This is a genomic window from Xenorhabdus bharatensis (assembly GCF_037996705.1).
GTDB classification, from domain to species: domain Bacteria; phylum Pseudomonadota; class Gammaproteobacteria; order Enterobacterales; family Enterobacteriaceae; genus Xenorhabdus; species Xenorhabdus bharatensis.
On sequence record NZ_JBBMXG010000011.1, the window covers coordinates 1 to 23,990 of the forward strand.

Below are 23,990 nucleotides of genomic sequence, written 5' to 3' on the forward strand. Positions count from 1 at the left end.
GGGCTTGCCACCGGGCTGGCCGGAGTGGCTTCGGGTGCTGTTATCGGTGCTGTTGCTATCATAGCTGGCCTTGCTATGCCTCATTGGGGGTTAAACATTGACACAAGCAAATTACACGGAGGAGAAGCCTATACATTAGTGATACAGGAAACCAAGGATGGGAATAAAATTGGTATACCTATCGAATGGCACTTTACCATGCCAATGCGGATTACCGAGCCGCAAAAAAACGCTCACTACCGGATAAATAGCGATATATCAATTCAGGGAGAAGGTACTCCCGGCCAACTGATCCTTATCGCCAGTTCAAAATCGTTTTTACCGCCAAAAGAAACCGTCCTGCCGACTTCATCTGGCACACTGATTTGTCAGACCAAAGTGGATGCCAACGGTAAATGGGTATGCCCAAATAATCCCGTCATGACGGCAAAACTGGAAGGAATATTCTCCCTTTATGCCGCCCAATATCAAGAACTCCCCTCAGAAGATCTGACCATACACCATTATCAAAGAACCTCGGAAGTGACACGCCAATATGAGATCACCCAAAACCGAATCAGTATCACAGCGCCTGAACAGAGTGCTAAATTCCACCGGAAACCTTTTGACATTGCCGGAATAGGCGAACCCGGTGCCCAAATACATATAGGCAAAAAAGGTGATAATAAAGCGTGTGATACCACCGTTACTGAATCCGGAGACTGGTCTTGCGGGCCTTACCTATTCGGGAAGGGGAAATTCACGATATCGGCTGAACAGTTTATCAACCATGAACTGCACTCTACGGCACAGATATCCTATGAAATCCAGCCAGCGCATGGCGCTTCTTCAGTAATCTACTTACATTCTAATCGCCATTAAACAAATATTAGGCCTTCTATTTAAGGAGATTTGAACGAAATGAACTACGGCATAGCGCCTCCTGATTGGAGGCGCTTTTTTTCGCCTGCCCAGTCCAAGGCTGAAAGTCATAAAAGAGGAATGTAAACATGGCTATTCTGTATATGACCCGCGTTCAGAAAGAGCGCCTTGCCCCTTCTGAATATGCAATATCAAAGCCCAGTTTGTGCTGCGGGTGGCAGATTTGGTGAAACCTGAAAGTACTCCATGCTCTGCGACGTATTGATGGAAGAAAAGCCAGCGCTATCAGTAATAAAGGAGCGGCATACAGTAACTATGCAATAGGGCTGGGAAGTGCAGCATTAGGTATGGTGAGTATTGATATGGCTGCTAGTGCCAATTCCGTAGCAATAGGAGCTACATTGATGGCTGGTATGGCTTTTATGGGATGGGTATTAGTTATTGGTGGCACTATTAGCTTAATAATATTTAATCGTTCTGATACACAAAATCTATTCTGTAATAGTTTTTGGGGAAATGGAGATAAGTATCCGTTTTGGAATGAAGACAAACGCCCATCTTTTAACAGGCAACTAGACATAGCCAGAAAAATGAATAGTAAGACCCAAAAAGCCTTCAAAATTGAGAGTCAGGAATTCTTAAATCTATTTTTTATGCCTGAATTAACCATTACACGTAAGCAGAAATACAACAAATTCAGCAGTATTTATACCTTCAAATTGCCTGCATTCCAACGAGGAACATCTGACCTTCAATATGCGTTCTACCAACTTCAACCTCAAAAGCCGGTAAATACATGGCTATCAGGCAACGCAGCTCCCAGTGAACTTATACAAAAACATGTAAAATCACTCAAAGAAGAACAAGAGCACTATGAAAAACTCAAGTCTCAAGCAGAAAAGATTGATGGAAAACTCTATGTATATGATAAAGAACTCACGGCAAGATTCCGGGAATCTTTAAAAACAGCTGAATTATTCTGGCACTATATTCCATTCGAAGATGCCGCTGTTCCATTACGTTATTTAGCACATAAAACAGAAAAATCAGATATCAGTAAAAAACCTATTTTAGGATTTAAAGGCACGGAGTTCCGATAAATGAGCTATTCAAAAAAAATATCCGCAACCCTTCATGATGTGACACCAATTCCACTGATCGATCAGCAGGAATCCCTGTTAGCCACACCAATAGAGAGAAAAAGTTACGAAGCATTACAAAGTTATCTTCCTCTTAACAGCATTGACAATACTCAATGTACTCTTCGTAATTCTCAACGACTTGCCAGAATGTTTGTGCTATTCCCTATATTTATTGGTATATTGCTAGCTTTTCATTACAGTATCATTGACTTTATTGATCAGAAAAAAAGTGATGAAGAATATATTCTGCGATGGGTTAAACTTGTTCGTGAAGAATATGGAGAAAACTTTTATCTACGTAAAGATCTTCCTGATTATATGGAAAACGCCCGTTTTATTGGTAATGATAACACCGTTTCTTTTTGGAAATATCTTTACTATCGCTACAACTATTATCACGCTAGTACCCGAATTTTAATTAAGGATCTTCTTCTCTTTGGGTTTCTGCTTGCATATTCTCTCTATTTAATACACAGATGCTTTTTCTGGAAACTGCAAGCACCCATATTTATTGATCGAGAACGGCAATTGTTTTTCAGTTGGTATAAAGGCAAAGTCTATGCTGCCCGCTATTCTCAGGTAGGTGTTTCCAATCAAACCGATCCCATGAAAATTATCCATCTGATGGGGTTAGCCATGTATACACTGGATGAAAACAATACATTGACTCGTCGTGCTTTCCAGATGTGTCTCTCTTATGGTTCTATATTAGGATTCAACACAAAACTACGACAAGATGAAGCACACGCCTTTATCGTTAAATACCTTATACAAGGCAAAGATGCCGTTGCAGCTACTGATTATAAACGTTTTCCCGCTTTGTTCTTATTCAAGGATAAAAAACCCGCAGATTTTAATGAACAGCTAGAGCATATTTTGGCGGAACTGGACAAACGAGATGGCAGGGATAACAGTCAGAAAAATACATAAATAGTCAGATAAATTATGTTACGACATTTATGATATCGCTACTTTACATCAACCAGCAGGTATTCAGCTGGTTGATATTTATGAATTAAATTTAGAAAGAGAAAATAAAAAACAATTAAAAATGGATAGAAAAATCATGAATGATATTAAATGGTACAATATACCAGCCAAAGCTCTGAGCAAAATAACCCCGACGCCATTTATTGCAACCCAAAAGAGTTACTTACTACTCCATTACTAAGTAACAAACTAGGAAAAGCGCCCCTATCTATATGTATCGAAAGTATTGATGGCAATTTATGTGCGATGAAAACTACGGATAGAGATTTCCATTCCTGGCCATGTATTCAACACGTTAACCACCTTCAAACATAATATTCAGTTCAATAAAAGTGCCAGTGGTTTTGTCATGCATTTCAGGTGACTTTGAATAACCGAGTGTTTTACGGTTAAGACGCTTAATTCGGTTACGTAAGGTTAAGTTTTCGTGTTCGATATGTTGAGTAAAATATTTTCCAACCAGATGTTTGGCTGGAGGCAGTACATTATAGGCTCGGTAATTATCAGTACACTAAAAGGCTACCTTGAATTTAGACAGTTTTTTCAATGACTTTTTTAGCGTTTTTTTGTTTCGTCTACCAAAAGCATACGTAATAATGCATTTTAGACGAGGCTCCCAAGCATACCATAACCAACGTTGGCACTTTTTATTCCCGACGAATGACCACATTTCGTCAACTTCACAAATAAATACAATTTCAACTTCACCCAGTGGTGAAATCGTCACCGTGGCTGGAGTTTTTTAAAACACGAACGACCGCATTAATACTGATATGCAGGGCTTTGGCAGTGTCACTGATGCCGGCATTGTTCATCGCAAGATCAACGCCTTGAATACGTGACCAAAATGAGCACAGAAAGCAGCGGTAGGCAAAATTTCTGATGAACTGCAAACTAACTCCCAGAATAATGAGTCTTGGCTTTGAGAAAAATATAATCCTCGCCACTAAAGGAACCGCTACAAGGATTCCTTTATTGTCTGACGAGAAAATCGGCACTTGATGAAATATTATTCGATAAAGAACAAAGAAATGCTGACGTTTTCGCGAAGGAGTTTGTCCCACATAGTTTACAGGCTCGCGCCTCCTGATTGGAGGCGCTTTTTTAACCTAAGACTAAGAAAAACTGCGAAATTCTGGAGCTGGAATTACAATAGTATTAGGATGGTCTTATTTAGTTAGTTAATAATTATAAAAGTTTGTATTCACCATGATCATCCGTCCTAACCAACACTGGTTCTTTCGTTTATTTGACTGGCACGGCTCAGTCTTATCAAAAATAACCTTCCGTTTAATGCTGAATATACTCATGTCTATCATCGCAGTTGTGAGTTATCAGTGGTATGAACACCTTGGCATTCATTTGACGGTCGCCCCGTTCAGCCTGCTGGGGATCGCTATCGCCATTTTTCTCGGCTTTCGTAATAACACCAGTTACAGCCGTTTTGTCGAGGCCAGAGCACTGTGGGGATCGTTATTGGTGACTCAGCGCTCGTTGTTACGCCAGATTAAGAGTATCCAGCCAGATGAAACTCACTTACATCAACAATTTTCTGTCTTACTTATCGCGTTTAGCTGGAGTTTAAAACATCAGCTACGTGGCACTGATCCAAAAGAAGATTTATATCGCCTTCTGCCCGCAGAAATATATGCTGAAATTATTCGCAGCCCGATGCCAACTAATCGGTTATTACTGAAAATGAGCCTTCTCCTCGGTAGATGGAGGAAAGAAGGTTTATTAAGTGATATCACCTATGAAATGATGGATAAGAACCTCAATGAGCTTTCCCATATTCTGGGTGGCTGTGAGCGTATCGCCAGTACGCCCGTTCCTTTCGCCTATACGCTGATACTCCAGCGAACGGTTTATCTCTTCTGTACCCTGCTGCCTTTTGCTCTGGTTACCGATTTACACTATATGACACCGTTTGTTTCGGTATTTATTTCTTATGCTTTTTTATCATGGGATGCGTTGGCTGAAGAGTTAGAAGATCCATTCGGAACTTCACCCAATGATTTACCCCTTAATGCAATTTGTACCGTTATTGAACGCCATCTGATGGAAATGAATGACCAGACACCATTGCCGGCTTTATTACAACCTAACGAAAAATTTAATCTGCTCTGATTACGCATCTTTATTTGATTAAAAATAGAACAACAGGCTCGGTTTTAATGTCTTTCCCAAAAACGAGCCTGAATTAAGGTATTATATGAGGCGCTGAGATTCTGAATCCTGCAATGCAGTCAATGATAATTTCACCGGAACAGATTTGGATGTTGGTGTACCTGTACCATGACCAATGCTGTCCATCGGTACTAACGGATTGGTTTCAGGGTAATAAGCGGCCAGATTACCGCGCGGGATAGTGTAAGGGACTAATTTAAATCCATAGACTTTGCGCTTAATGCCGTCATGCCAGATTGTCTCAATATCGACCAGATCGCCCTCCTGATAACCCAACTGAGCAATATCTTCCGGGTTCATAAACAAGACTTCCCGTTGACCATAAACGCCACGATAGCGGTCGTCTAAACCGTAGATGGTTGTGTTGTATTGATCATGGGAGCGCAGGGTCTGCAAAGCAAAGGGAACGTCTTTTCCATCAATTTGGGGAAACAGTGTGTCTGGCAATGGTGCATGGCTAAATTCAGCTTTTTTACTCGGGGTCTGAAAGCGCAGTTCCGCTGCCGCATTACCAAGATAGAAACCGCCCGGATGTTCACATTTTTTATTAAAACCAGTAAATCCGGGAATAGTTGCCCCAATATGATCGCGGATTTTGTTGTAATCTCCGGCTAATTCCAGCCAGTTAATTGTCGGAGTATTGCCTAAGACCGCATCAGCAATGCCCGCAACTATTGCAGTTTCAGAACGCTGTGTATCAGAGAGTGGTTTGTTTATCCCTTCAGAAGCATGCACCATGCTGAAAGAATCTTCTACCGTCACAAACTGCGCACCACTGCGCTGAATATCCTGTTCTGTACGCCCCAGTGCCGGTAGGATAAGAGCCTCTTTTTTACCGGTAACAAGATGACTCCGATTTAATTTTGTACTGATATGAACAGTCAAATCACAATGCCGGAGTGCTGTTTCTGTTCGTGGGCTGTCCGGCGCAGCGGCAGCGAGATTTCCTCCCAGCGCAATCAGCACTTTCACTTCATCACGCAGCATCGCCTCCAGCGCTTCCACCACATTATGACCATGAGCACGGGGAGGTTCGAAACCAAAGTGGCTTGCCAGACTATCAAGGAAAGCCTGAGGCGGTTGCTCATTAATCCCCATCGTCCGGTTTCCTTGTACGTTACTGTGACCACGCACCGGACATACACCAGCACCGGGTTTACCTAACTGGCCAAACAGTAATTGCAGGTTTGTGATCTCACGGACTGTATCAAGAGAGTGTTTATGCTGAGTAATCCCCATTGCCCAAGTACAAATCACACGTTCAGCATGTAGATAAATATCCGCAGCTTCACGTAGCTGTTGCTGCGTCAGACCAGATTGTTCCTCTATAAATGACCATTTAGTCACGGTCACTTCCTGTAAATAAGCATCCACACCTTCGGTATGATCTGAAATAAAGTCTTGATCAAAAATACCCGCTGCTCCGGCAGCGATACGAGAGTTATGAATTTCCAACAACGCTTTGACCATCCCCCGCACAGCAGCCATATCTCCGCCTAATTTAGGCTGATAATAACGGTGGCTGATACTGCCTGCCATTGGAGTAACAACTTCGAGGGGTTTTTGTGGATCAGCAAAGCGCTCTAAGCCGCGTTCACGCAATGTATTGAAGGTGACAATTCTGGCTCCGTGTTCTGCCGCATGCCGCAGACTATGCAGCATCCGTGGGTGGTTTGTACCGGGATTCTGCCCAAAGACAAAAATAGCATCTGCATGATCAAAATCATTCAGACGAATCGTTCCCTTACCCACTCCCAGACTTTTCAGTAAGCCGTAACCGCTTGCTTCATGACACATATTTGAGCAATCAGGAAAGTTATTAGTTCCCAGTACCCGGCCAAATAGCTGATACAGCCATGAAGCTTCATTACTGGCCCGACCGGAAGTATACAGTTCCAGCTGGTTAGGGTTTTCCATTCCGTTAATGTGTCTGGCGATCAAAGAAAAAGCCTGATCCCAGCTAATCGGCTCATAGTGATCGGTCTCATGGTTATAGCGCATCGGTTCAATAACGCGCCCTTGATATTCCAGAAAGTAATCACTTTGTTCGTAGAGTTTGCTAACACTATGTGTGGCAAAAAACGTCCGGTCTACATGACGCCGGGTGGCTTCCCAAGTCACTGCTTTCGCGCCATTTTCACAAAAGCTGAAAAGGCTTTTGTTATCATCACCCCATGCACATCCCGGGCAGTCAAAGCCTCTGGGTTTGTTCATGCGCATCAGATTAACCATGTTCTTTAATACTTGTTTACTATCAAAGACAAAGCGTGTTGTTGCCTCCAATGACCCCCAGCCTCCCGCCGCAGCGTGATAGGGTTTTATTTTTGATTTGAATTTCATAACAATCTCTATTTTTAACATGGTGGTCAAAGAATTGGCCACGGATTGGCAGATGAATCAGGAACGCCGAACAGATTTATTGTGATACTTATTCCGTTCTTATACAACGAGAAAACCGAATTATCTTCCCGTTAATACGGTGACCTCCAATGTGATGTCCATCACATTGCCAGATAACCTATTTGAATTGGCGAAAATAAATACAATGATAAGACGTTAGCAAGGTAAAGTATTGTTCAATTTTAATTCAATTGTGTGCATTTTTTATACTTTATGAAAGAAGCAACTTGAAAGGCGTAAGGTATCTACTGCAAAATGGCGAACAAGCCGAATATTCCTAATTCCAATCAGGAAAAAATAATAGCGTGGTGTCATATGTACTATCGTGATGAGTTTGGTTTCTTGCTTTTAAATAAAAAAGATCAATTAGACTATTACAGCCAGCAACATACTTTTATTAAAAATAAAACCACTGCCCTGACTATTTATAATGAAATGACAAAGAAAACACCATTATGGATACGTTTGTCTTTTGCAATAAGAGATAGAATATCCAGCCTCGCGGGTGTTGAAAAAATCCATGGATTCTCTGGCGGGCATTCAGAAGAAAATGTGCGTGAAGGAAGCTCTGTTGATTTTTTTAAGATTACCCATATCAGTGATGATGAATTATGTCTGTTATCAGAAGATATACACTTAACCGTTCTAGTTTCCCTGAATATTTTATCAAGTGATAATCAGAAAAAAGACGATAAAGTTACAATCACAGCATCCGTTATTACCCATAATTTTTTCGGGAAAATGTATATGATCCCAGTCTCTTTTGCACACAGTATTATTGTGAACAGTATGCTCAGGAAAATGACGTTTTCCTAACAGACTAAATTTAACCGGTTATCACATATACTCCACCACAAAGTAAACAAACGTGCCGACATAATTACCAATAACATAACCGACTGTACCAATGACCATAATCGGCCCGACCAGAGAATTCCAGCCGCGGCTGATTGCCATTGCCGCCGCTGTGGTTGGCCCGCCGATATTGGCATTACAGGCAAGAATATTTTCTTCCAGACTAAATTTAAATACTTTCCCTGCTGAGAAAGTAATCAACAGGTTAATCATGGCAATAATAAAAACAAAGACAAACAGTAAAGGTGCATTGCTGATAATAGCGTGGACAGAAGCCGGTATGCCGATAACAACAAAAAACATATAAATAGCGTAAGTACCTAATTCCTGCGTGCCATTAAGATTGCTGAATGTTTTTTTGAATATCGATACCAGAATAAATGTCACTGTAGTAAGAAGTAGATATTTATCTGATATCAAACTGAAAACCAGTTCCTGATAGATGCTGTCAGGTTGCCCGAACAGTGCCTTTAACCATGACGAAAGATGGAATGACAGCGCCACGATAAAAATTGACCATGCCAGTGCCAACGCAATATCTTTCAGAGCAATATTTTTTGGTTTCCAGTAAGCAGCCGCTAACGTCTGAGATTTATCCAGTTCAGGATTATTGTCAATCGCATCAGAATAAGGGCTTCCCCAGAATTTCCTTGCCACTGACCAACCGGATATAACCATCAGGATAATAAAATACGCCGCCATCATCATGTGGTCGGCGACAATAGTGGATGCTGTCATACTTTCAGATGGTGCTAATTTGGCCGCCATTGCAGCAAAGTTGACACCACCACCGGTATAAGATGCGGAAATCATCCCACTGATTTTATCCAGCTCAGGGATATACCCCCGGAGTAAATGAAAGGCAACAACAGTACCAATCATTGTTGCGACAGAAGAAATCAAAAATAATATAAATAAGCGCCAACTACCGGTAATCAGATTATGTAAATTAGTTTTAAATAACAGCAGCGGAATGGCTAAAGGGACAATATATTCCCAGACAACATCATAAGCGGGTGCTTCGGTCGGAATAATATGTAAGTTAGAAGCCAGAATGGCTATGACCAGAGCAATAACAGCGCCCGGTATTTTAGTCGCCCATTTATATTTTTGTTCCAGTATAATTGCAGCCGCGACCGCAATCATAATAAAAGCCCACAGCATTAATGAATTATCAGCGTTAATTAAGGTATTTTTCATTATGTCATTTAACCTCTTATTCTGTTCAGGCCGATAATATTCTATATTGTGCTGTCTGATCCCCTGATGCCTTCCACTGCACCATAAACAGCTTGATCATTTTTATAGAATGCCCATAGAGCATTGCCATAATCGTAATGCCACCATTCAGTCGGCAGGTTAGTAAAGCCAGCCTGAACCATAACGTGATGCAGTATCCGGCGATATAATATTGCGGGCATGTTTGTATCCGATGCTTGTTCTAAGGCTGCGGTGTAAGACAGGTCATCAACTTCATCGAATTCTGTTCCCATAAACAGTGCCTTACCGGAGGCCATATCAAACAGCGTCACATCCACTGAACCCCCTGTCAGATGGGGACTCACCGGATTTTGCTCAGTCGGGGCCGGTGCCACAAACTGTTCCAGTAATTCTTTTTGTTCTTCAAGGGATAAGTCGCTGTACTGCTGTGCAATGGTAGCCCGTGTTTTCTCCTGCAATGCAAGCTGAGTTTCCCGTGAACGCCACCCATCCAAAACTAAAAGCCCTAAATGAGAAGGTAATAACTTGGAGGCTTGTATTAATTTTTCAGCCACACTTTTCCTTACTGCACAATATTCAACAGCACCGTTGATACCAGCAAGAAAATAAACCGGTTTCAGTTTTATCTTATCCGTTTCATCAATGATTTCTAAAGGCTCATGACATTCATTAATAGATATTTTATTAATAGCTTCCCAGTCAAAAAGCTTTTTTGTACTAATTTTCTGCTCAGTAAAAGAATGCAGCATATTAACCTTCATCTTCTTTTTTGTTTTCACTTAGTTATATTTAAATAAAATTTATTAATTAGTTAAATAAAAGAGACTTTAATCATTAATTTAATTTATTTGAAAATAACAAGGTATTTACAGACTAGCAACAAAGTTAAAAGCTATCAAATTTTAATTTTCTTTCTGTTGAGCAGGTTAAATATCATTTAAAATTGTGTCGGTTACACCAGATGCAATGCCAAATCTTATATGACAAAATATGTGTCGGTATCCCCTAATATTCGGAGGAAGAATACCAGACGGTATTCACAACACAACATGACTCAAGCGCACCCACAAGACCATCAGTTGCAAGTAGAAGCCATTAAATGCGGCACAGTTATCGACCATATTCCGGCTCAGGTCGGTTTTAAATTATTGTCTCTCTTCAAACTCACAGAAACTGATCAGCGTATTACTATTGGCCTGAATTTGCCTTCCAATCACTTAGGGAAGAAAGATCTGATTAAACTCGAAAATACCTTCCTGACAGCCCAGCAGGCAAACCAGCTCGCTATGTACGCACCACATGCAACCGTCAATAACATTGAAAATTATGTTGTTGTAAAGAAAATGCCAATCAACCTGCCAGAACAGATTGACGGTATCCTTGTCTGCCCTAATGGTAACTGTATCAGCCATAATGAGCCTGTAGAAAGCAGCTTCCATGTCATGGAAACGGCAAATGATGTTATCGTTCGCTGCAAGTACTGTGAGAAAGAGTTTGATCGTCAGGCTGTTATCAACAACGATTAAGATCCCGCAGTTGATGCCGGGCTGAGTGGCACTATAATAAAGCCTTCTCAACATATACCTTATGGATTTCCAGTTGTATCGCGACGGCAAAGGAGCAAGTCCCCTGAGCATAGATAACTATGTGATTGGGGTGAGCTAGTGCAGCCAACAAAGAGGCAACTTGAAAGACGACGGGTATCTTTCATTCTGACGTTAAACAGGAGTTCCTAATGTCACGTTCCATTCATACCGAAAATGCACCAGCCGCAATTGGCCCTTATGTTCAGGGTGTTGATCTGGGCAGCATGGTTATTACTTCCGGTCAAATCCCTGTTGATCCAAAAACCGGTGCTGTTTCTGAAGATATTACTGCACAAACTCGCCAGTCACTGGAAAACGTGAAAGCCATTATTGAGCAGTCTGGCCTGAAAGTTGCCAATATTGTGAAAACAACTGTGTTTGTTAAAGACCTGAATGACTTCACTGTTGTGAATGCTGCTTATGAAGCGTTCTTCACTGAACATAACGCGCCATTCCCTGCCCGTTCATGTGTTGAAGTTGCCCGTCTGCCAAAAGATGTAAAAATCGAAATCGAAGCGATTGCAGTACGTAGCTAATTCATAGCGTTATCAACCCTGATAGGCTCAATATCGGGGTTGGTTGCTCTTTTTTGTGTATATCTCTTTCCGGAACAACTTTCCCTTTCTTTGTCTCAGATCAACTTATTGAGCGGTATATTCCCTTCAAAACTCCACATATTGTGCTTAAATATAAAATATTCACTATATATAGTGCTTATGCACAAGGTTATCCACACAGAATCAGAAACTAACCATTATGCAATGGTCGTTGTGATGGGGTGATGGATAACATACTGAGGAATCCTATTGTGAAAACGGTTGTGATACAGCGCAATGACCATCCGGTTAACGTCGGGGAAAATCGCCACGAATGGCATGATCGTCTGGATCAGGAAATACGCGGGCTGATCGAACAAAGTGACCTGCCTTTGCTCAATGAGAACGCGAATAAAGATGCCAGAGTTATCCCTACTCAGCGTGATTTGCTGGCGGGGATCGTTGCCAGACAGTATGCCAAACAGCATATGCTACCGGATGATATTGTTCTGGCACATGAGAAAGGCGAAATTCACTACCATGATCTGGATTATGCGCCATTTTTCCCGATGTTTAACTGTATGTTGGTCGATTTAGAAGGGATGCTGACCCACGGCTTTAAAATGGGAAATGCTGAAATTGAGCCGCCAAAATCGATCTCCACAGCAACTGCCGTCACAGCCCAAATTATTGCTCAGGTCGCCAGTCATATTTATGGCGGCACAACCATTGACCGCATTGATGAAGTGCTTGCTCCCTTTGTTAAAGCCAGCTATCACAAGCACCTGATTATTGCTGAAGAGTGGCAAATCGCAGATAAGAAAGCTTACGCAGAGTCACGCACGGCAAAGGAATGTTATGACGCGTTCCAGTCTCTGGAATATGAAGTGAATACGCTGCATACCGCCAATGGGCAAACGCCGTTTGTGACATTTGGATTTGGGCTGGGCACATCAAAAGAATCCCGTTTAATTCAGAGCGCTATTTTACGTAATCGCCTCGCCGGTCTGGGTAAAAACCGCAAAACGGCGGTATTTCCCAAATTGGTTTTTGCCATTCGTGATGGACTAAATCACCGGTTTGGTGATCCCAACTATGACATCAAATTATTGGCGCTGGAATGTGCCAGTAAGCGTATGTATCCCGATATTCTTAATTACGATCAGGTGGTTAAAGTCACCGGATCATTTAAAACTCCGATGGGTTGCCGGAGTTTTCTTGGCGTCTATGAAGAGAATGGTCAGAAAATTCATGCCGGACGCAATAATCTGGGGGTTATCAGCCTGAATCTTCCCCGCATTGCCATTGAAGCAAAAGGTGATGAGAGACACTTCTGGCAATTATTAGATCAGCGCTTGCTCATTGCCAGAAAAGCGTTAATGACGCGCATTGAACGACTGGAAAGTACCAAAGCACGGGTCGCCCCTATTCTCTATATGGAAGGAGCGTGTGGGATACGACTAAAAGAAGATGACAACATTGCCGAAATCTTCAAACATGGGCGGGCTTCTATTTCGTTAGGGTATATCGGTATCCATGAAACGATTAATGCGTTATATGGTGACCATACTCATTTATTTGATGATGAACAGCGCCGCAAAAAAGCTCTTGCTATCGTCAAACATCTGCGAAAAACCATTGATGAATGGAAACAGCAAACCGGCTATGGCTTCAGTTTATACAGTACGCCGAGCGAAAGTTTATGTGACCGTTTTTGTCGTCTTGATGTTGCTGAGTTCGGAGTCATCAGCGGGGTTACAGATAAAGGGTATTACACAAACAGCTTCCATTTGGATGTAGAAAAGAAGGTCAATCCTTACGATAAACTGGATTTTGAAGCACCCTATCCTCCGTTAGCGAATGGCGGTTTTATCTGCTACGGCGAATATCCCAACCTACAGCATAATTTAAAGGCACTGGAAGATGTGTGGGACTACAGTTATTCCCGTGTTCCTTATTATGGAACCAATACCCCGATCGATGAATGCTATCAATGTGGTTTTACCGGTGAGTTTTCCTGTACCAGCAAAGGCTTTACCTGCCCCGCTTGTGGTAATCATGATTCAACTCAGGTTTCCGTGATAAGACGGGTTTGCGGATACCTTGGCAGCCCTGATGCCCGCCCATTTAATACGGGTAAACAGGAAGAGGTAAAACGCCGCATTAAACATCTCAATAATGGGAATATTGGCTAATATCCATGAATTATCATCAATATTATCCGGTCGATGTGGTCAATGGCCCCGGAACCCGCTGTACGCTGTTTGTCGCGGGTTGCTCCCACCAGTGTCGTGGCTGCTATAACCAAACAACATGGCGGATTGATTCCGGTTGCCCTTTCACGCTGTCAGTTGAAAATCAGCTCATTGCAGATCTGAATGATCATCGTATCAAGCGACAAGGGTTGTCATTATCCGGTGGCGATCCTCTTCATCCCGATAACACAGTAACAATTCTCCGGTTGGTCAAACGGGTCAAAAAAGAGTGCCCGGATAAAGATATCTGGCTATGGACAGGCTATGTTCTCGGCGAATTAAGTGGACTTCAGCAGGAGATTGTCAGCTATATTAACGTGTTAATTGATGGGAAATTTGAACAAGAGCAACAAGATCCGCGGCTAATCTGGCGAGGCAGTCGTAATCAGGTGATTCACTATCTGCGCTGAATCTGCGCTGATATTAACGCTGCCAGTATAATTTTTTGCCAAAACCGAGCGAATTATCCACCATTTTTATCTCATTCAGGTTCAATTGCCAAATAGGTGTTTTTGCCGTTATCGCAACAGGAAACTGGTGGCAATAAGCCGCTCTGGCAATGGTTTCATCTTTTCCTGTCAGCGCAACAACCTCACCACGGAACTGAATGCCTCTGATCTGGGAAATATTATGCGTTTGCTCTGCAATCGTCCCCGCAACGACGGCATTTTCCTGCATGATTTTACCGTGACGCGTGTCAGCTTCGGTCATAAACCAAAGAACCATTTTTTCTGCATCAAAGAGATAGAAACAACTGGCGCACCAGAGATCATGAGGTGAAGAAGTACAAAGTGTGAAGACATGTTGATTGGCAAGATACTGACATATTGTTAATTTTTTTTTATCCGATTCCATCTGTTTATATACCGTTATATTTCTGTCTTTTAATCAGAACACGTTAGATAGATTCCAGTGACGTGTTCTGATATTTAATCTAAAAAATAAGCATAGTCTGAAATAACTATAAGTTATTTATAGATTTCAGCAATACCATACAATTTATTTTTGCCTGTTGCAGAAATAATACGGAAAGATTCGGCTCCGGCTTTATCAGCTTTTTTGGATAATTCTTCAGTCAGACTATCCAGTGTTTCCGCCCCAGCGACAGAAACCACACCAATCTTCTCTCCAGTAGCACTTTTAACTTCGGTTGCAGCAAATGAACCAAATGAAATAGCACTTAATGACAACACGGCAGCAATAAATTTTACGTTTTTCATCTTTAGATCCTCTGACTACTTTTAAATATAGGTGTTACCCTTGTGATGCGGATCAATTTATACGCTTATCGGAAAAATGATAATTAGCTATTACTGCTATTCTTATTCAATAATTTTGAACTAAAAAAATGATCACATACGGTTAATAGACATATAATTTAATATAATCCATAAGTTATAATTGTAAAAATGTAATCATGATAATGATAGCCAAGCAATGTATTAGTTTTTTTTGTAATTAATACATTGAAAATAACTTAAAAAAAATAATGAATATTAAAGAATCTGATTGGTATCTTTACCTGATAAAAACCCAGAATGGTTCATTATATACTGGAATTACGACAGATATTTCTCGTCGTCTGGCTCAACATACAGCCGGAAAAGGTGCAAAAGCGCTGAAAGGAAAAGGGCCATTAACATTGGTCTATCATAGCGCAGTGCCGGACAGGAGTACGGCTTTGAGACTGGAATATCAGGTAAAACAACTGAGTAAGCAGCAAAAAGAAAGGCTGGTGACTGCCCAGCCTGTCTGTATAGTTACCTACTTATCATAAGTTCTGTTAACTGAGTTTTGTTAACTTACATGTTGCCATCAGAATGCCGGTAACATGTCATACGTCAGCAAAATGCTGGGAATACGTGACCAGACCATGGCAATCATCCAGCGAGACATCTGCCAGTGTGTAAACCTGAAAATATCGTTCACTACCCGGCCACTGGCAATGTAGTTGATATTCTTCGGCAGGCCTGAAACCAAACCTCTGATAATATTCAGGCTCACCAAGTACGACAACTGCCCCATAGCCGAACTCATTCAGGCTGTCCAAGCCTTCATATACCAGCTTCTCGCCAATCCCCTGACGACGGTACGATTGAGCCACCGCCAATGGCGCTAACCCAACCCAGTTGTGATCCTGTCCATTGACATCAACCGGTGTGAAACCAACATAGCCAATCACGTGACCTTCATCATCAGTCGCAACAACACCCAGTGTCAACAAGCCATCTTCTCTTAACCTGTGGACTAACTCAGCTTCTGCTGATGTCTCAAAGGATTCCCGCAGCAAGCGATCAATCCCCATAGCATCAACCGGAATTTCGACCCTGATTAACATGACGATAACGCGCGATCGTGCTGATCAGCGCCCTCTTTCTGTTCCATTTTGATAAATTCAGCTAACTATAATAAATCAAAATGGAGAGTGAATTTAACCTAAAAAAAACCGGTTCCTTTTTCATGAAAAGGAATTTGTTATCCTGCCAAAATACTGTGATATTTCCTGATGCTACCTCAAAAATCCGTCATAAAAACTGACATTGAGATGCAGTAAATCAGCACCTGAAACCTTTACACGGAACCTGCCCCAAATCAATATATTTTCACTATCGGCCTGACGATAATTCGAGATTATTATTATTTCTTTCTCAGTCGTTTCATAAACACTTTCAGCCCCCGTAATTCGCCATTACGTAGCATCCCAACCAAGATCCCAAGGAACATATAGATAACCCCAAGGAGTAAGATCATCGCGATATCCCCCAGCATACTTTGCAGAGGCATATTCATTTGGTTCATTCCTGCGATAATTTTGGTTGCCCATGTGGATGGCAAAACGGATGAAATCGCCCTTACCCAATCTGGCATTGCCTGTATGGGCCACGTTGTACCGGAAATATAAAACACCGGCGTGGTAATAAATGCCAGTGTCAGATAAATCATCTCCACGCTGCGTAAGCATTCTGTAACCAGTTTACCCAACCCCAATACCGCCAGCAGGAATGGAAAGGTCATCAACAGCAATTGATAGATTGGCGCATCCTGCCGGTATCCCAGCACCCACGGCCATAGCACAAAAAAGATGACAGATAAAAACAACCAGATAGGCAACAGTGCGGACAGTGCTCCCAGATAGACAGGTAGCGGAGGCTGGCCTTTGGGGGTTTCACGCATAGCGATGCTTACACGCACACAAGCAATCAGTAAGGAGTGCTGCAAAAGCATGACTAATAACCCGGGGAAAATAATGGCAGCATAACTCACTCCCGGGTTAAATAATCCGACTGTTTCCCCTTTGATCGGTTGCAGCAGAACCTTCACCTGTTCTGTACTGAACCCCGACTTCAAAAGTAATTTTGTATTGTATTCTGATAGTAACTTTTGGTAAGCCAGTATCAAATCCTGTTGAATCTCCCCGTTTGCCAGACGGTTAGTCGCATCACCATAAACCGGAACTGTCACGTTTTCCCCGCCCAAAAGACGCTTCTCGAAATCTGTCGGCACAATGATAATGGCAAATATTTCACGATGCAGCATGTCAGCACGGGCATCCGAGAGACTGGCATAATTTTTGGTTTCTACTTTTGCTGTGGCATCAACGTGACGGATCAGCGCACGGCTCATATGGCTGTTATCCTGATCAATAACTGCGACTGGCAGATCCCATAATGTGGGGTTCACATAAACCAGACTCATGACGCACAGAGAAACAATTAACATCAGCCACATGGGTTTTTCCAACATGGACAACAATACAGTGCGGAAAGTCTGCCAGTACATTTTCCAATTATTCATTTTCCGACTTTTCCCTGCATTATAGGCTCTCCTGAGACTGACTTAACCGTTTCCACAGGCGGTTGCGAACCAGTAAGGCACAAACCAGAGGGTAAATTGCGAGTAACATGCAAACGTAAGCGATGATTTTTAATGACACTTCCCGTAAAAAAATATCGAACATAGCGTTTAAAGCATGGGTTAATGGTTCCAGATTTGAAATAAGCCTTGCTGGCCATACCATGGATAATTCTGGCATAACCATGCCGGAAAACGACATTGCGATACTCACCAGCATCCCAATCAATGTATAAGCCGTTATTGCACTGTTAGTAAAAGTGAACAGTAACAGGCCAATACTTTGAGCAGCAATCACATAGAAAAACCCGACCACAGGCATATAGAGTGGGTTACCTGCAACTTTGGCATCAGAAAACGCCACCAGCGCCATAATTTCCACCATCAGCAATAGGGTAAAAATCACAGTATGCGGGGCCAGTTTCCCGATTAAAGCCGGTACAAAAGATTTTTCGCTCAGGAGGTGTTTGCCTCTCGCCATGGTATAAATCGTACCGGTTACAACAAAAAGCTGTAATAAGTGGATGGTGGCAGCGAATTGCTGATAGTAAATATAGCTGCCACTGGCATTGAACAGACTGTCATAAGACATAGTCGCTCTGGCAAGCGGAGGGAGTTGACGCCCCATTTCAGATGCAATGACACCACGATATTTGGCATTTGTTTCTGCCATCAGCCCACTGAAATCCACAGATGCATAACGGCCCGCACCATAAAACAGTGCATTGTAATACATCCTCACCGTTGGCTGTTTACCACTCAGCGCATCTTTTTCAAGATCAAAAGGAAGATAGAGCAGAGCATAATCCTCTGCGCTACCCAGACGATCTAATGACTCAGCCAGACCACCATCATAAGTTTTGATATCAGCATGGGGGGCTGCATTCAAATTGCGGATCAACGATCGTGATAAGGAACTGTGATCATTATCCACTGCCGAAACAGGCAGGTTTAACAGTGTTCCTTCCGAAAAGGTGGCACTGATTAAGATAAACAGCAACAACGGAAACAGCCAACTCAGCCAGTGAAAAACCGGGCTACGGGATGCAACCTTCAGTTCCTTATTAAAGGCCTGCTTAAAGATATTCCACTCATCAGCATGCCATCTAAAACTATTCCATCCAACGCTACGCCATTTAACACCAAACCATCCACCTTTTCTGTTCATCCGCCTGCCACCTTAGCGATCCCAGAGCCATAACGCACTCATACCAGGACGCAGACCATCAACGGGTTGCGATGGGTATAAACGTACTTCAAATGTTCTCAGATCGAAGTCCCCTGTCGCACGGGTTGCACGTTTGGTCGCGTAATCCCCCATTGGCGCGATATAACGCACTTCTGCCTCAATCTCTTTGTTATCCAACGCCGGTACACGCAGTTTAACTTTGTCACCTTTGCGCACTTTGGCCAGAATATCTTCACGCAGGTTATAGACGAAGTAAGTTTCAGGAATACGCACGAGGGTTGCCAATGGGCTGCCGGCATTAAAAAGCTGACCGACTTCTGCCGGCAGTGGCCCGATTTCACCAGCAACAGGTGCTGTTACCTGTAAATCATTACTCTGGATTTTTAATTCCTGTAATTTTTCTTCCGCTTCAGTCAGTGCAGCCTGATACTGTTGCCTTAGTTCAATACGATCGCCACTTTTTCCCGCGTCCAGCTCTGCTTTCGCCGCCAACATTTTCTGATAGGCAATATCGCGGGCATTTCGGGCATTATCCAGTTCACTGGCAGATGAATAGCCTTTGGCTGAAATATTGTTTAGCCGTTCAAATTCACGCTTTGCATTTTTATAGCTAAATTCTGCCTGCAAAAATGCCGCTTCCAGACTACGGATATTCTCTTCCCGTGTACCACTGATGGATAAATCGAGTTTTGCTTTGGCCTGATCACGGGCTGCCTGAGCGGCGGCAACTTTTGCTGCCAATTCAGGGCCATCAAGACTGATCAGCAATTGCCCTGCTTTAACATCGTCACCTCTCCTGACGTGAAGTGCGGCTACACGTCCAGATGCTTTGGATGTAATGATGACTTCAGGAGCGTCTACCTCTCCCTGTAACAATAAATCCTGATGATGTGAACGAAAAAGTACAGCCATTGCAGTCAGAAAAATAATCAGCAATATTGTGAAAAGTGTTCTTTTCTTCATTATGTTTTGTAAGCTCCAAACATACTACCCGAACAAAACTCGTCGGAGATTTACGGCATTAAGTTTAGCTGCACTCATTAAACGACAACGTATTAATCTATCGTTTCAGCCACCAATCTCTATGCTCCGTTTCTTATCGAATGACGATGAGTTGCCTAGTGTGACACTATTTTCATAAATCCTTTTTAGAAATTCGTGCGCTTCGTCATTGACAAAAGTCCAATACTTTGCTCAATCATTTATAACATTATATACCTAATCAATTTTTAGGGGCGGCACAGGAGAAAATTAATAAATTTTCAAAGTCGGATTGCCTGACTTAATACTTTTTATAATTAAAATTAATTTATTAATTAATATTTTATTATAAATAAAGGAACTACTCTTATTTTCTCTGCATCTGGAATACATTCTGATAATAAATCAAAGTAGCAATGCTTAATAAAATGAAAATGAAAACAAAAACCAGTAATAATTAGCAATAGAAATTTAATTGTCAAAAACCCCATTATATTTAGAATTATTTTATTACTTCATCAGATAATTTCCCTTCATGTAAATAAGCACTATGAAACGCTAGAATTAATTAATATAACCAATAAAATCATAGTGTTGCAAAATAATAAAACAGGTATAGATTGTCTCTTAATTATTCTTTTTCTGGCTCTCATTTTTTTATTTTAAACGACTAATACAGAAAGCAGTGTTGACCAAAAAATAATTTTATGCTGGAATAAAAAACCACATATATTATTTATGCCAGATAAATAATTCATGCATTAATGGGCTAGCAGAATTTTCACTAGCTTATTTGTGATGCCTTAAATAAGGCAAAGTCACTTTGCCATTCTTTTATATCGTCATCACCTGACGCTTTACTGTTACAGGTTTAATATTTATGTATAAAAAATTTGATGATCCATGGGTAAAAAATCAGCAAGCTGCGCTGAAACGAGTAGCCTGGATAAACATTATCGCCCAATTTTCGTTTCCACTGGCTGGCGCATTTGCTCCCACTATCGCCATGGCTGAAACACCGACGACTTCACAATATGCTCCTTTGATAGCGATACCGACAGAGTCTTATATTCTGAAGCCAGGAGAAACTATTTACACAATTGCTAAACGCTATAGTTTCACCATCGACCAACTTAAAGAAATAAATAAGTTACACGCGTTCAATAAGCCATTTGCAGAACTTAGTGCTGGTGATGAGATTAACGTTCCCAAAGCGCGGCCTAATAAGTATTTACCATTCAATTACTTTTCATCGGCACAATTCGTATCAAAGCCGGTTGTATCAGGACAAATGGAACCAAGTCAGGTTGTATCAGGGCAGTCCTCTGAAACTGATGATACCGGCAATACTCTGGCAAATTCCGCCACTCGCATCGGAGAAATACTGAGTAGTGACAAAATAGGTAACAGCGCAATCAATCAGTTAAGTAATCTGGCTGTAGGCGAAGCCAATCAACAACTCCAGAATTGGCTGGGACATTACGGCACAGCACGGGTACAGACTAATATTGATCGACGTGGTCATCTGGATGGCAGTCAGCTTGATATGCTGCTGCCTCTGTATGATAGCAACAGTAAAATGGATTTTACTCAGTTTGGTCTACGCCGTATTGATAAACGCAATACCATTAATATCGGTGTCGGGCAGCGACAATTTTTTGATGGCTGGATGTTGGGATACAACGCTTTTCTGGATCACGATTTTACCGGAAATAACACCCGGTTTGGCCTCGGTGCAGAATATACACGCAATTATCTGAAACTGGGTATGAACGGCTATTTACGCTTAAGTCACTGGCGAGAATCTCGCTTACTGAAAGATTATGATGAGCGTCCTGCTAATGGGTTCGATCTGAGAGCACAAGGTTATATCCCCGCGCTGCCACAACTGGGGGGTAAGCTGGTATATGAACAATATTTCGGTCATGAAGTCGGATTAATCAATAAAGATCACCGTGGGAAAAATCCGGCCGCGTTTACCGCAGGCATTAACTATACCCCTATCCCGCTACTGACTTTCGGTATCGACCGCAAACAGGATATGTCCGGCAATGGAGATACTCAGTTCAATTTAGAAATGAATTATGAAATCGGTACTCCGTGGTCAAAACAGATTAATCCTGATGCCGTTGGTTTCAGTCATACGCTACAGGGTAGCCGCTACGATCTCGTTGATCGTAATAACCAAATCGTTCTGGAATACCGTAAACGGGAAGTTATCCGCCTGACATTAGATAGCCTGATTTCCGGTCATGCCGGTGAAATAAAACCGATTCATATTAGCGTAAACAGCAAGTATGGATTGAAAGCGATTCAGTGGGATGCAGCAAACCTGCTCGCCAATGGTGGTAAAATTGAACGCCAGAGCGACAAGCTCTACCTGCTGACACTACCTAAATATCACCATAGTGGTCACAATACTTATACCATAAGCGCGATTGCTTATGATGAACATGATAATGCTTCCAAACGGGCAGAAACTCAGGTGCAGGTGCTACAAGCAGAGGCCAGTGTTGATAAATCCACATTTACAGCAAGAGATCACGAGTTGTCCGCTGATGGTCATTCCAGTACCACCCTTAAATTGATACTAAAAGATGGCAATGGCAACCCAATTCCTGACTCTGCTGAAGATCTCAAATTCGTCAGTAGCGAATTAAATGGAGCAGGCGAAGCGCCAACGATTGGAAAAATCAAAGAAACTCAACCGGGCACCTATGAAGCACAGCTCACTGCTGGCGAGAAAATAGGTGTACTGACCGTCACCGCTAAATTCAAAGAGCTGAATTTAAAACCCATAGAGATCACTTTCTTCCATCCTGATAAACCCATTATTAAAGATGTCAGAATGTCAGGCCGATTGGAAATGGGCCACACGCTCAAAGCAACCTATACCTTCAATGCTAACAATGGCGAAAATACAGATAAATCACGCTATGTGTGGGGAGATAAAGGAAATGTTGATATAACTAAAGGCTCAACAGTGACTGAATCAGGTAAAATCCCCGCTTATACACTGACACTGGAAGATGCAGGCAGAGTCAAAGCACTCGTTGTTCAGGCACAAAATGGGCTTAATATTACCGGAAACACAAAAACGATTGATACCAGTATGGGTCAGGAACAGGGTAATTACGCCTATGGCGGCACAGAAGGCGGCAAAATCAAAGGGATTGCTGATCATCTGAAAGTCACCATCAATACTGGCAAAGCTAAAAAAGGCGAAACAATTACTCTGCGTGTACAGGCATTCAATCACGGCCAATCCGTAAGAAATGTTCCGGTTGAAGTAAAAACCACTGAGGCACTGAATCGTCAGAGCATTCATCAAGCGGTTACACTACAGGTCAATGGTAATACCGGTCACTATCAGGGAGCCACTGGTGATAATGGCATATTATCCCTTCCCCTCACTGATCCACAGGGTCTGGGTGTCAAAACAACGTTACAAGTAGCAGGGTATGGCGTTTCAGCGCTGCAAACTGAGAATGTCATCTTTACTGTTGCAACCAGCCCTGATTCTAAATATGCCAATTTCTGGGGACATATGGCTAATACAGTGACAGGCGCAAATGGAAGCGTCTTTGGCCGACCTCTGTTACAAGCAGAACTGGATCAGATGGGGATGAAAGGAATGACGACATACACCGAAAATGGTGAACACTGGCCCCGCCGTATTTATCGGGGAGCCATATGGTATTGCCATAAAATACACAAAGAATTACCGACAAAAGAAGACTTGCTCAGCCTGTACCAAATCCACCAGCAGAATGAAATGCATGATCTGTACGGCTGGCCACAATTCCGTTCTTATCGTTCTTCAACATCAGGTATAGATGAAGACGGTAAAAATGCCCATTTTGCCGTCAATATTGATGACGGAACAGCCCATGTTATCAATGAAATAGTGACCGATTACGTTATCTGCATATAAT

At 42.1% G+C, this 23,990-nt stretch carries 19 protein-coding genes and 3 pseudogenes; 12 read left to right on the forward strand and 10 right to left on the reverse strand.

What is annotated here, in order from left to right:
* The 4 genes and pseudogenes from AAC855_RS11745 to AAC855_RS11760 all read left to right on the forward strand — a co-directional run.
* Window positions 1-861 (forward strand): annotated as a pseudogene (locus AAC855_RS11745) (S1 family peptidase); the annotation flags it as partial.
* A 134-nt stretch (window positions 862-995) separates the two neighbouring features.
* Window positions 996-1,127 (forward strand): annotated as a pseudogene (locus tag AAC855_RS11750) (aspartate carbamoyltransferase); the annotation flags it as partial.
* A 96-nt stretch (window positions 1,128-1,223) separates the two neighbouring features.
* Complete coding sequence (locus tag AAC855_RS11755; protein WP_340610021.1) at window positions 1,224-1,961, forward strand: hypothetical protein; 738 nt, start codon at window positions 1,224-1,226, stop codon at window positions 1,959-1,961.
* Window positions 1,962-2,933 carry a hypothetical protein gene (locus AAC855_RS11760; protein WP_340609812.1) on the forward strand — a complete coding sequence of 324 codons (972 nt, stop codon included), beginning with the start codon at window positions 1,962-1,964 and terminating at the stop codon, window positions 2,931-2,933.
* 365 nt (window positions 2,934-3,298) lie between these two features.
* Here the strand turns inward: AAC855_RS11760 and AAC855_RS11765 are convergent.
* Window positions 3,299-3,880: pseudogene (locus AAC855_RS11765) on the reverse strand (IS1 family transposase); the annotation flags it as partial.
* A 322-nt stretch (window positions 3,881-4,202) separates the two neighbouring features.
* Between AAC855_RS11765 and AAC855_RS11770 the strand changes: the two are divergent.
* On the forward strand, window positions 4,203-5,120 hold the full coding sequence (locus AAC855_RS11770; RefSeq protein ID WP_340609814.1) for a bestrophin family protein: 918 nt from the start codon (window positions 4,203-4,205) through the stop codon (window positions 5,118-5,120).
* An 81-nt stretch (window positions 5,121-5,201) separates the two neighbouring features.
* On the opposite strand, the gene AAC855_RS11775 is transcribed toward AAC855_RS11770, so the two are convergent.
* The gene (locus AAC855_RS11775; protein ID WP_340609817.1) at window positions 5,202-7,520 is read right to left on the reverse strand and encodes an FdhF/YdeP family oxidoreductase; all 2,319 of its coding nucleotides are present in this window, start codon (window positions 7,518-7,520) and stop codon (window positions 5,202-5,204) included.
* Between the two features lie 375 nt (window positions 7,521-7,895).
* Between AAC855_RS11775 and AAC855_RS11780 the strand changes: the two genes are divergently transcribed.
* Window positions 7,896-8,396 carry a DUF2867 domain-containing protein gene (locus AAC855_RS11780; protein WP_340609819.1) on the forward strand — a complete coding sequence of 167 codons (501 nt, stop codon included), beginning with the start codon at window positions 7,896-7,898 and terminating at the stop codon, window positions 8,394-8,396.
* Between the two features lie 21 nt (window positions 8,397-8,417).
* Here AAC855_RS11780 and AAC855_RS11785 read toward each other — a convergent pair whose 3' ends face one another.
* Both AAC855_RS11785 and AAC855_RS11790 read right to left on the reverse strand, forming a co-directional pair.
* Entirely contained in the window at window positions 8,418-9,635 is a 1,218-nt protein-coding gene (locus AAC855_RS11785; RefSeq protein WP_340609820.1) for a DUF819 family protein, read from the reverse strand.
* A gap of 41 nt (window positions 9,636-9,676) precedes the next feature.
* On the reverse strand, window positions 9,677-10,405 hold the full coding sequence (locus AAC855_RS11790) for a M15 family metallopeptidase (protein WP_340609821.1): 729 nt from the start codon (window positions 10,403-10,405) through the stop codon (window positions 9,677-9,679).
* 300 nt (window positions 10,406-10,705) lie between these two features.
* Here AAC855_RS11790 and pyrI point away from each other — a divergent pair, with 300 nt between their 5' ends.
* The 4 genes from pyrI to nrdG all read left to right on the forward strand — a co-directional run bounded on the left by pyrI (window position 10,706) and on the right by nrdG (window position 14,443).
* A complete protein-coding gene (gene pyrI / locus AAC855_RS11795) occupies window positions 10,706-11,182 on the forward strand; it encodes an aspartate carbamoyltransferase regulatory subunit (protein ID WP_340609822.1) in 477 nt (158 codons plus the stop codon).
* 209 nt (window positions 11,183-11,391) lie between these two features.
* Window positions 11,392-11,778 carry a 2-iminobutanoate/2-iminopropanoate deaminase gene (gene ridA / locus AAC855_RS11800; RefSeq protein WP_086955166.1) on the forward strand — a complete coding sequence of 129 codons (387 nt, stop codon included), beginning with the start codon at window positions 11,392-11,394 and terminating at the stop codon, window positions 11,776-11,778.
* Window positions 11,779-12,065: 287 nt separating this feature from the next.
* A complete protein-coding gene (nrdD, locus tag AAC855_RS11805) occupies window positions 12,066-13,973 on the forward strand; it encodes an anaerobic ribonucleoside-triphosphate reductase (RefSeq protein WP_422824381.1) in 1,908 nt (635 codons plus the stop codon).
* 5 nt (window positions 13,974-13,978) lie between these two features.
* On the forward strand, window positions 13,979-14,443 hold the full coding sequence (gene nrdG / locus AAC855_RS11810; RefSeq protein WP_340609823.1) for an anaerobic ribonucleoside-triphosphate reductase-activating protein: 465 nt from the start codon (window positions 13,979-13,981) through the stop codon (window positions 14,441-14,443).
* Between the two features lie 13 nt (window positions 14,444-14,456).
* Here nrdG and AAC855_RS11815 read toward each other — a convergent pair whose 3' ends face one another.
* The gene (locus AAC855_RS11815) at window positions 14,457-14,888 is read right to left on the reverse strand and encodes a YhbP family protein (protein ID WP_340609824.1); all 432 of its coding nucleotides are present in this window, start codon (window positions 14,886-14,888) and stop codon (window positions 14,457-14,459) included.
* Between the two features lie 113 nt (window positions 14,889-15,001).
* Window positions 15,002-15,253, reverse strand: coding sequence for a multiple stress resistance protein BhsA (gene bhsA / locus AAC855_RS11820; protein ID WP_340609826.1), 252 nt, complete (start codon window positions 15,251-15,253; stop codon window positions 15,002-15,004).
* Between the two features lie 269 nt (window positions 15,254-15,522).
* Between bhsA and AAC855_RS11825 the strand changes: the two genes are divergently transcribed.
* A complete protein-coding gene (locus tag AAC855_RS11825) occupies window positions 15,523-15,810 on the forward strand; it encodes a GIY-YIG nuclease family protein (protein ID WP_422824378.1) in 288 nt (95 codons plus the stop codon).
* A 57-nt stretch (window positions 15,811-15,867) separates the two neighbouring features.
* On the opposite strand, the gene AAC855_RS11830 is transcribed toward AAC855_RS11825, so the two are convergent.
* The 4 genes from AAC855_RS11830 to AAC855_RS11845 all read right to left on the reverse strand — a co-directional run bounded on the left by AAC855_RS11830 (window position 15,868) and on the right by AAC855_RS11845 (window position 20,037).
* Window positions 15,868-16,371, reverse strand: coding sequence for a GNAT family N-acetyltransferase (locus AAC855_RS11830; protein WP_340609828.1), 504 nt, complete (start codon window positions 16,369-16,371; stop codon window positions 15,868-15,870).
* Between the two features lie 299 nt (window positions 16,372-16,670).
* Entirely contained in the window at window positions 16,671-17,828 is a 1,158-nt protein-coding gene (locus AAC855_RS11835) for an ABC transporter permease (protein ID WP_340609829.1), read from the reverse strand.
* A gap of 19 nt (window positions 17,829-17,847) precedes the next feature.
* Window positions 17,848-19,053 (reverse strand): ABC transporter permease, encoded by a 1,206-nt coding sequence (locus AAC855_RS11840; RefSeq protein WP_340609831.1) that lies wholly within the window; start codon window positions 19,051-19,053, stop codon window positions 17,848-17,850.
* A 12-nt stretch (window positions 19,054-19,065) separates the two neighbouring features.
* Window positions 19,066-20,037: an HlyD family secretion protein gene (locus tag AAC855_RS11845; RefSeq protein ID WP_340609833.1), complete on the reverse strand. Its 972-nt coding sequence runs from the start codon at window positions 20,035-20,037 to the stop codon at window positions 19,066-19,068.
* A gap of 898 nt (window positions 20,038-20,935) precedes the next feature.
* Here AAC855_RS11845 and AAC855_RS11850 point away from each other — a divergent pair.
* Complete coding sequence (locus tag AAC855_RS11850) at window positions 20,936-23,989, forward strand: inverse autotransporter beta domain-containing protein (RefSeq protein ID WP_340609835.1); 3,054 nt, start codon at window positions 20,936-20,938, stop codon at window positions 23,987-23,989.
* Window position 23,990: the final 1 nt, after the last annotated feature.

Coding starts and splice junctions, on each gene's coding strand:
- AAC855_RS11755 (WP_340610021.1), top strand. CDS start 1,224: ATGGCTGCTAGTGCCAATTCCGTAGCAATAGGAGCTACATTGATGGCT.
- AAC855_RS11760 (WP_340609812.1), top strand. CDS start 1,962: ATGAGCTATTCAAAAAAAATATCCGCAACCCTTCATGATGTGACACCA.
- AAC855_RS11770 (WP_340609814.1), top strand. CDS start 4,203: ATGATCATCCGTCCTAACCAACACTGGTTCTTTCGTTTATTTGACTGG.
- AAC855_RS11775 (WP_340609817.1), bottom strand. CDS start 7,520: ATGAAATTCAAATCAAAAATAAAACCCTATCACGCTGCGGCGGGAGGC.
- AAC855_RS11780 (WP_340609819.1), top strand. CDS start 7,896: ATGTACTATCGTGATGAGTTTGGTTTCTTGCTTTTAAATAAAAAAGAT.
- AAC855_RS11785 (WP_340609820.1), bottom strand. CDS start 9,635: ATGAAAAATACCTTAATTAACGCTGATAATTCATTAATGCTGTGGGCT.
- AAC855_RS11790 (WP_340609821.1), bottom strand. CDS start 10,405: ATGCTGCATTCTTTTACTGAGCAGAAAATTAGTACAAAAAAGCTTTTT.
- pyrI (WP_340609822.1), top strand. CDS start 10,706: ATGACTCAAGCGCACCCACAAGACCATCAGTTGCAAGTAGAAGCCATT.
- ridA (WP_086955166.1), top strand. CDS start 11,392: ATGTCACGTTCCATTCATACCGAAAATGCACCAGCCGCAATTGGCCCT.
- nrdG (WP_340609823.1), top strand. CDS start 13,979: ATGAATTATCATCAATATTATCCGGTCGATGTGGTCAATGGCCCCGGA.
- AAC855_RS11815 (WP_340609824.1), bottom strand. CDS start 14,888: ATGGAATCGGATAAAAAAAAATTAACAATATGTCAGTATCTTGCCAAT.
- bhsA (WP_340609826.1), bottom strand. CDS start 15,253: ATGAAAAACGTAAAATTTATTGCTGCCGTGTTGTCATTAAGTGCTATT.
- AAC855_RS11825 (WP_422824378.1), top strand. CDS start 15,523: ATGAATATTAAAGAATCTGATTGGTATCTTTACCTGATAAAAACCCAG.
- AAC855_RS11830 (WP_340609828.1), bottom strand. CDS start 16,371: ATGTTAATCAGGGTCGAAATTCCGGTTGATGCTATGGGGATTGATCGC.
- AAC855_RS11835 (WP_340609829.1), bottom strand. CDS start 17,828: ATGAATAATTGGAAAATGTACTGGCAGACTTTCCGCACTGTATTGTTG.
- AAC855_RS11840 (WP_340609831.1), bottom strand. CDS start 19,053: ATGAACAGAAAAGGTGGATGGTTTGGTGTTAAATGGCGTAGCGTTGGA.
- AAC855_RS11845 (WP_340609833.1), bottom strand. CDS start 20,037: ATGAAGAAAAGAACACTTTTCACAATATTGCTGATTATTTTTCTGACT.
- AAC855_RS11850 (WP_340609835.1), top strand. CDS start 20,936: ATGTATAAAAAATTTGATGATCCATGGGTAAAAAATCAGCAAGCTGCG.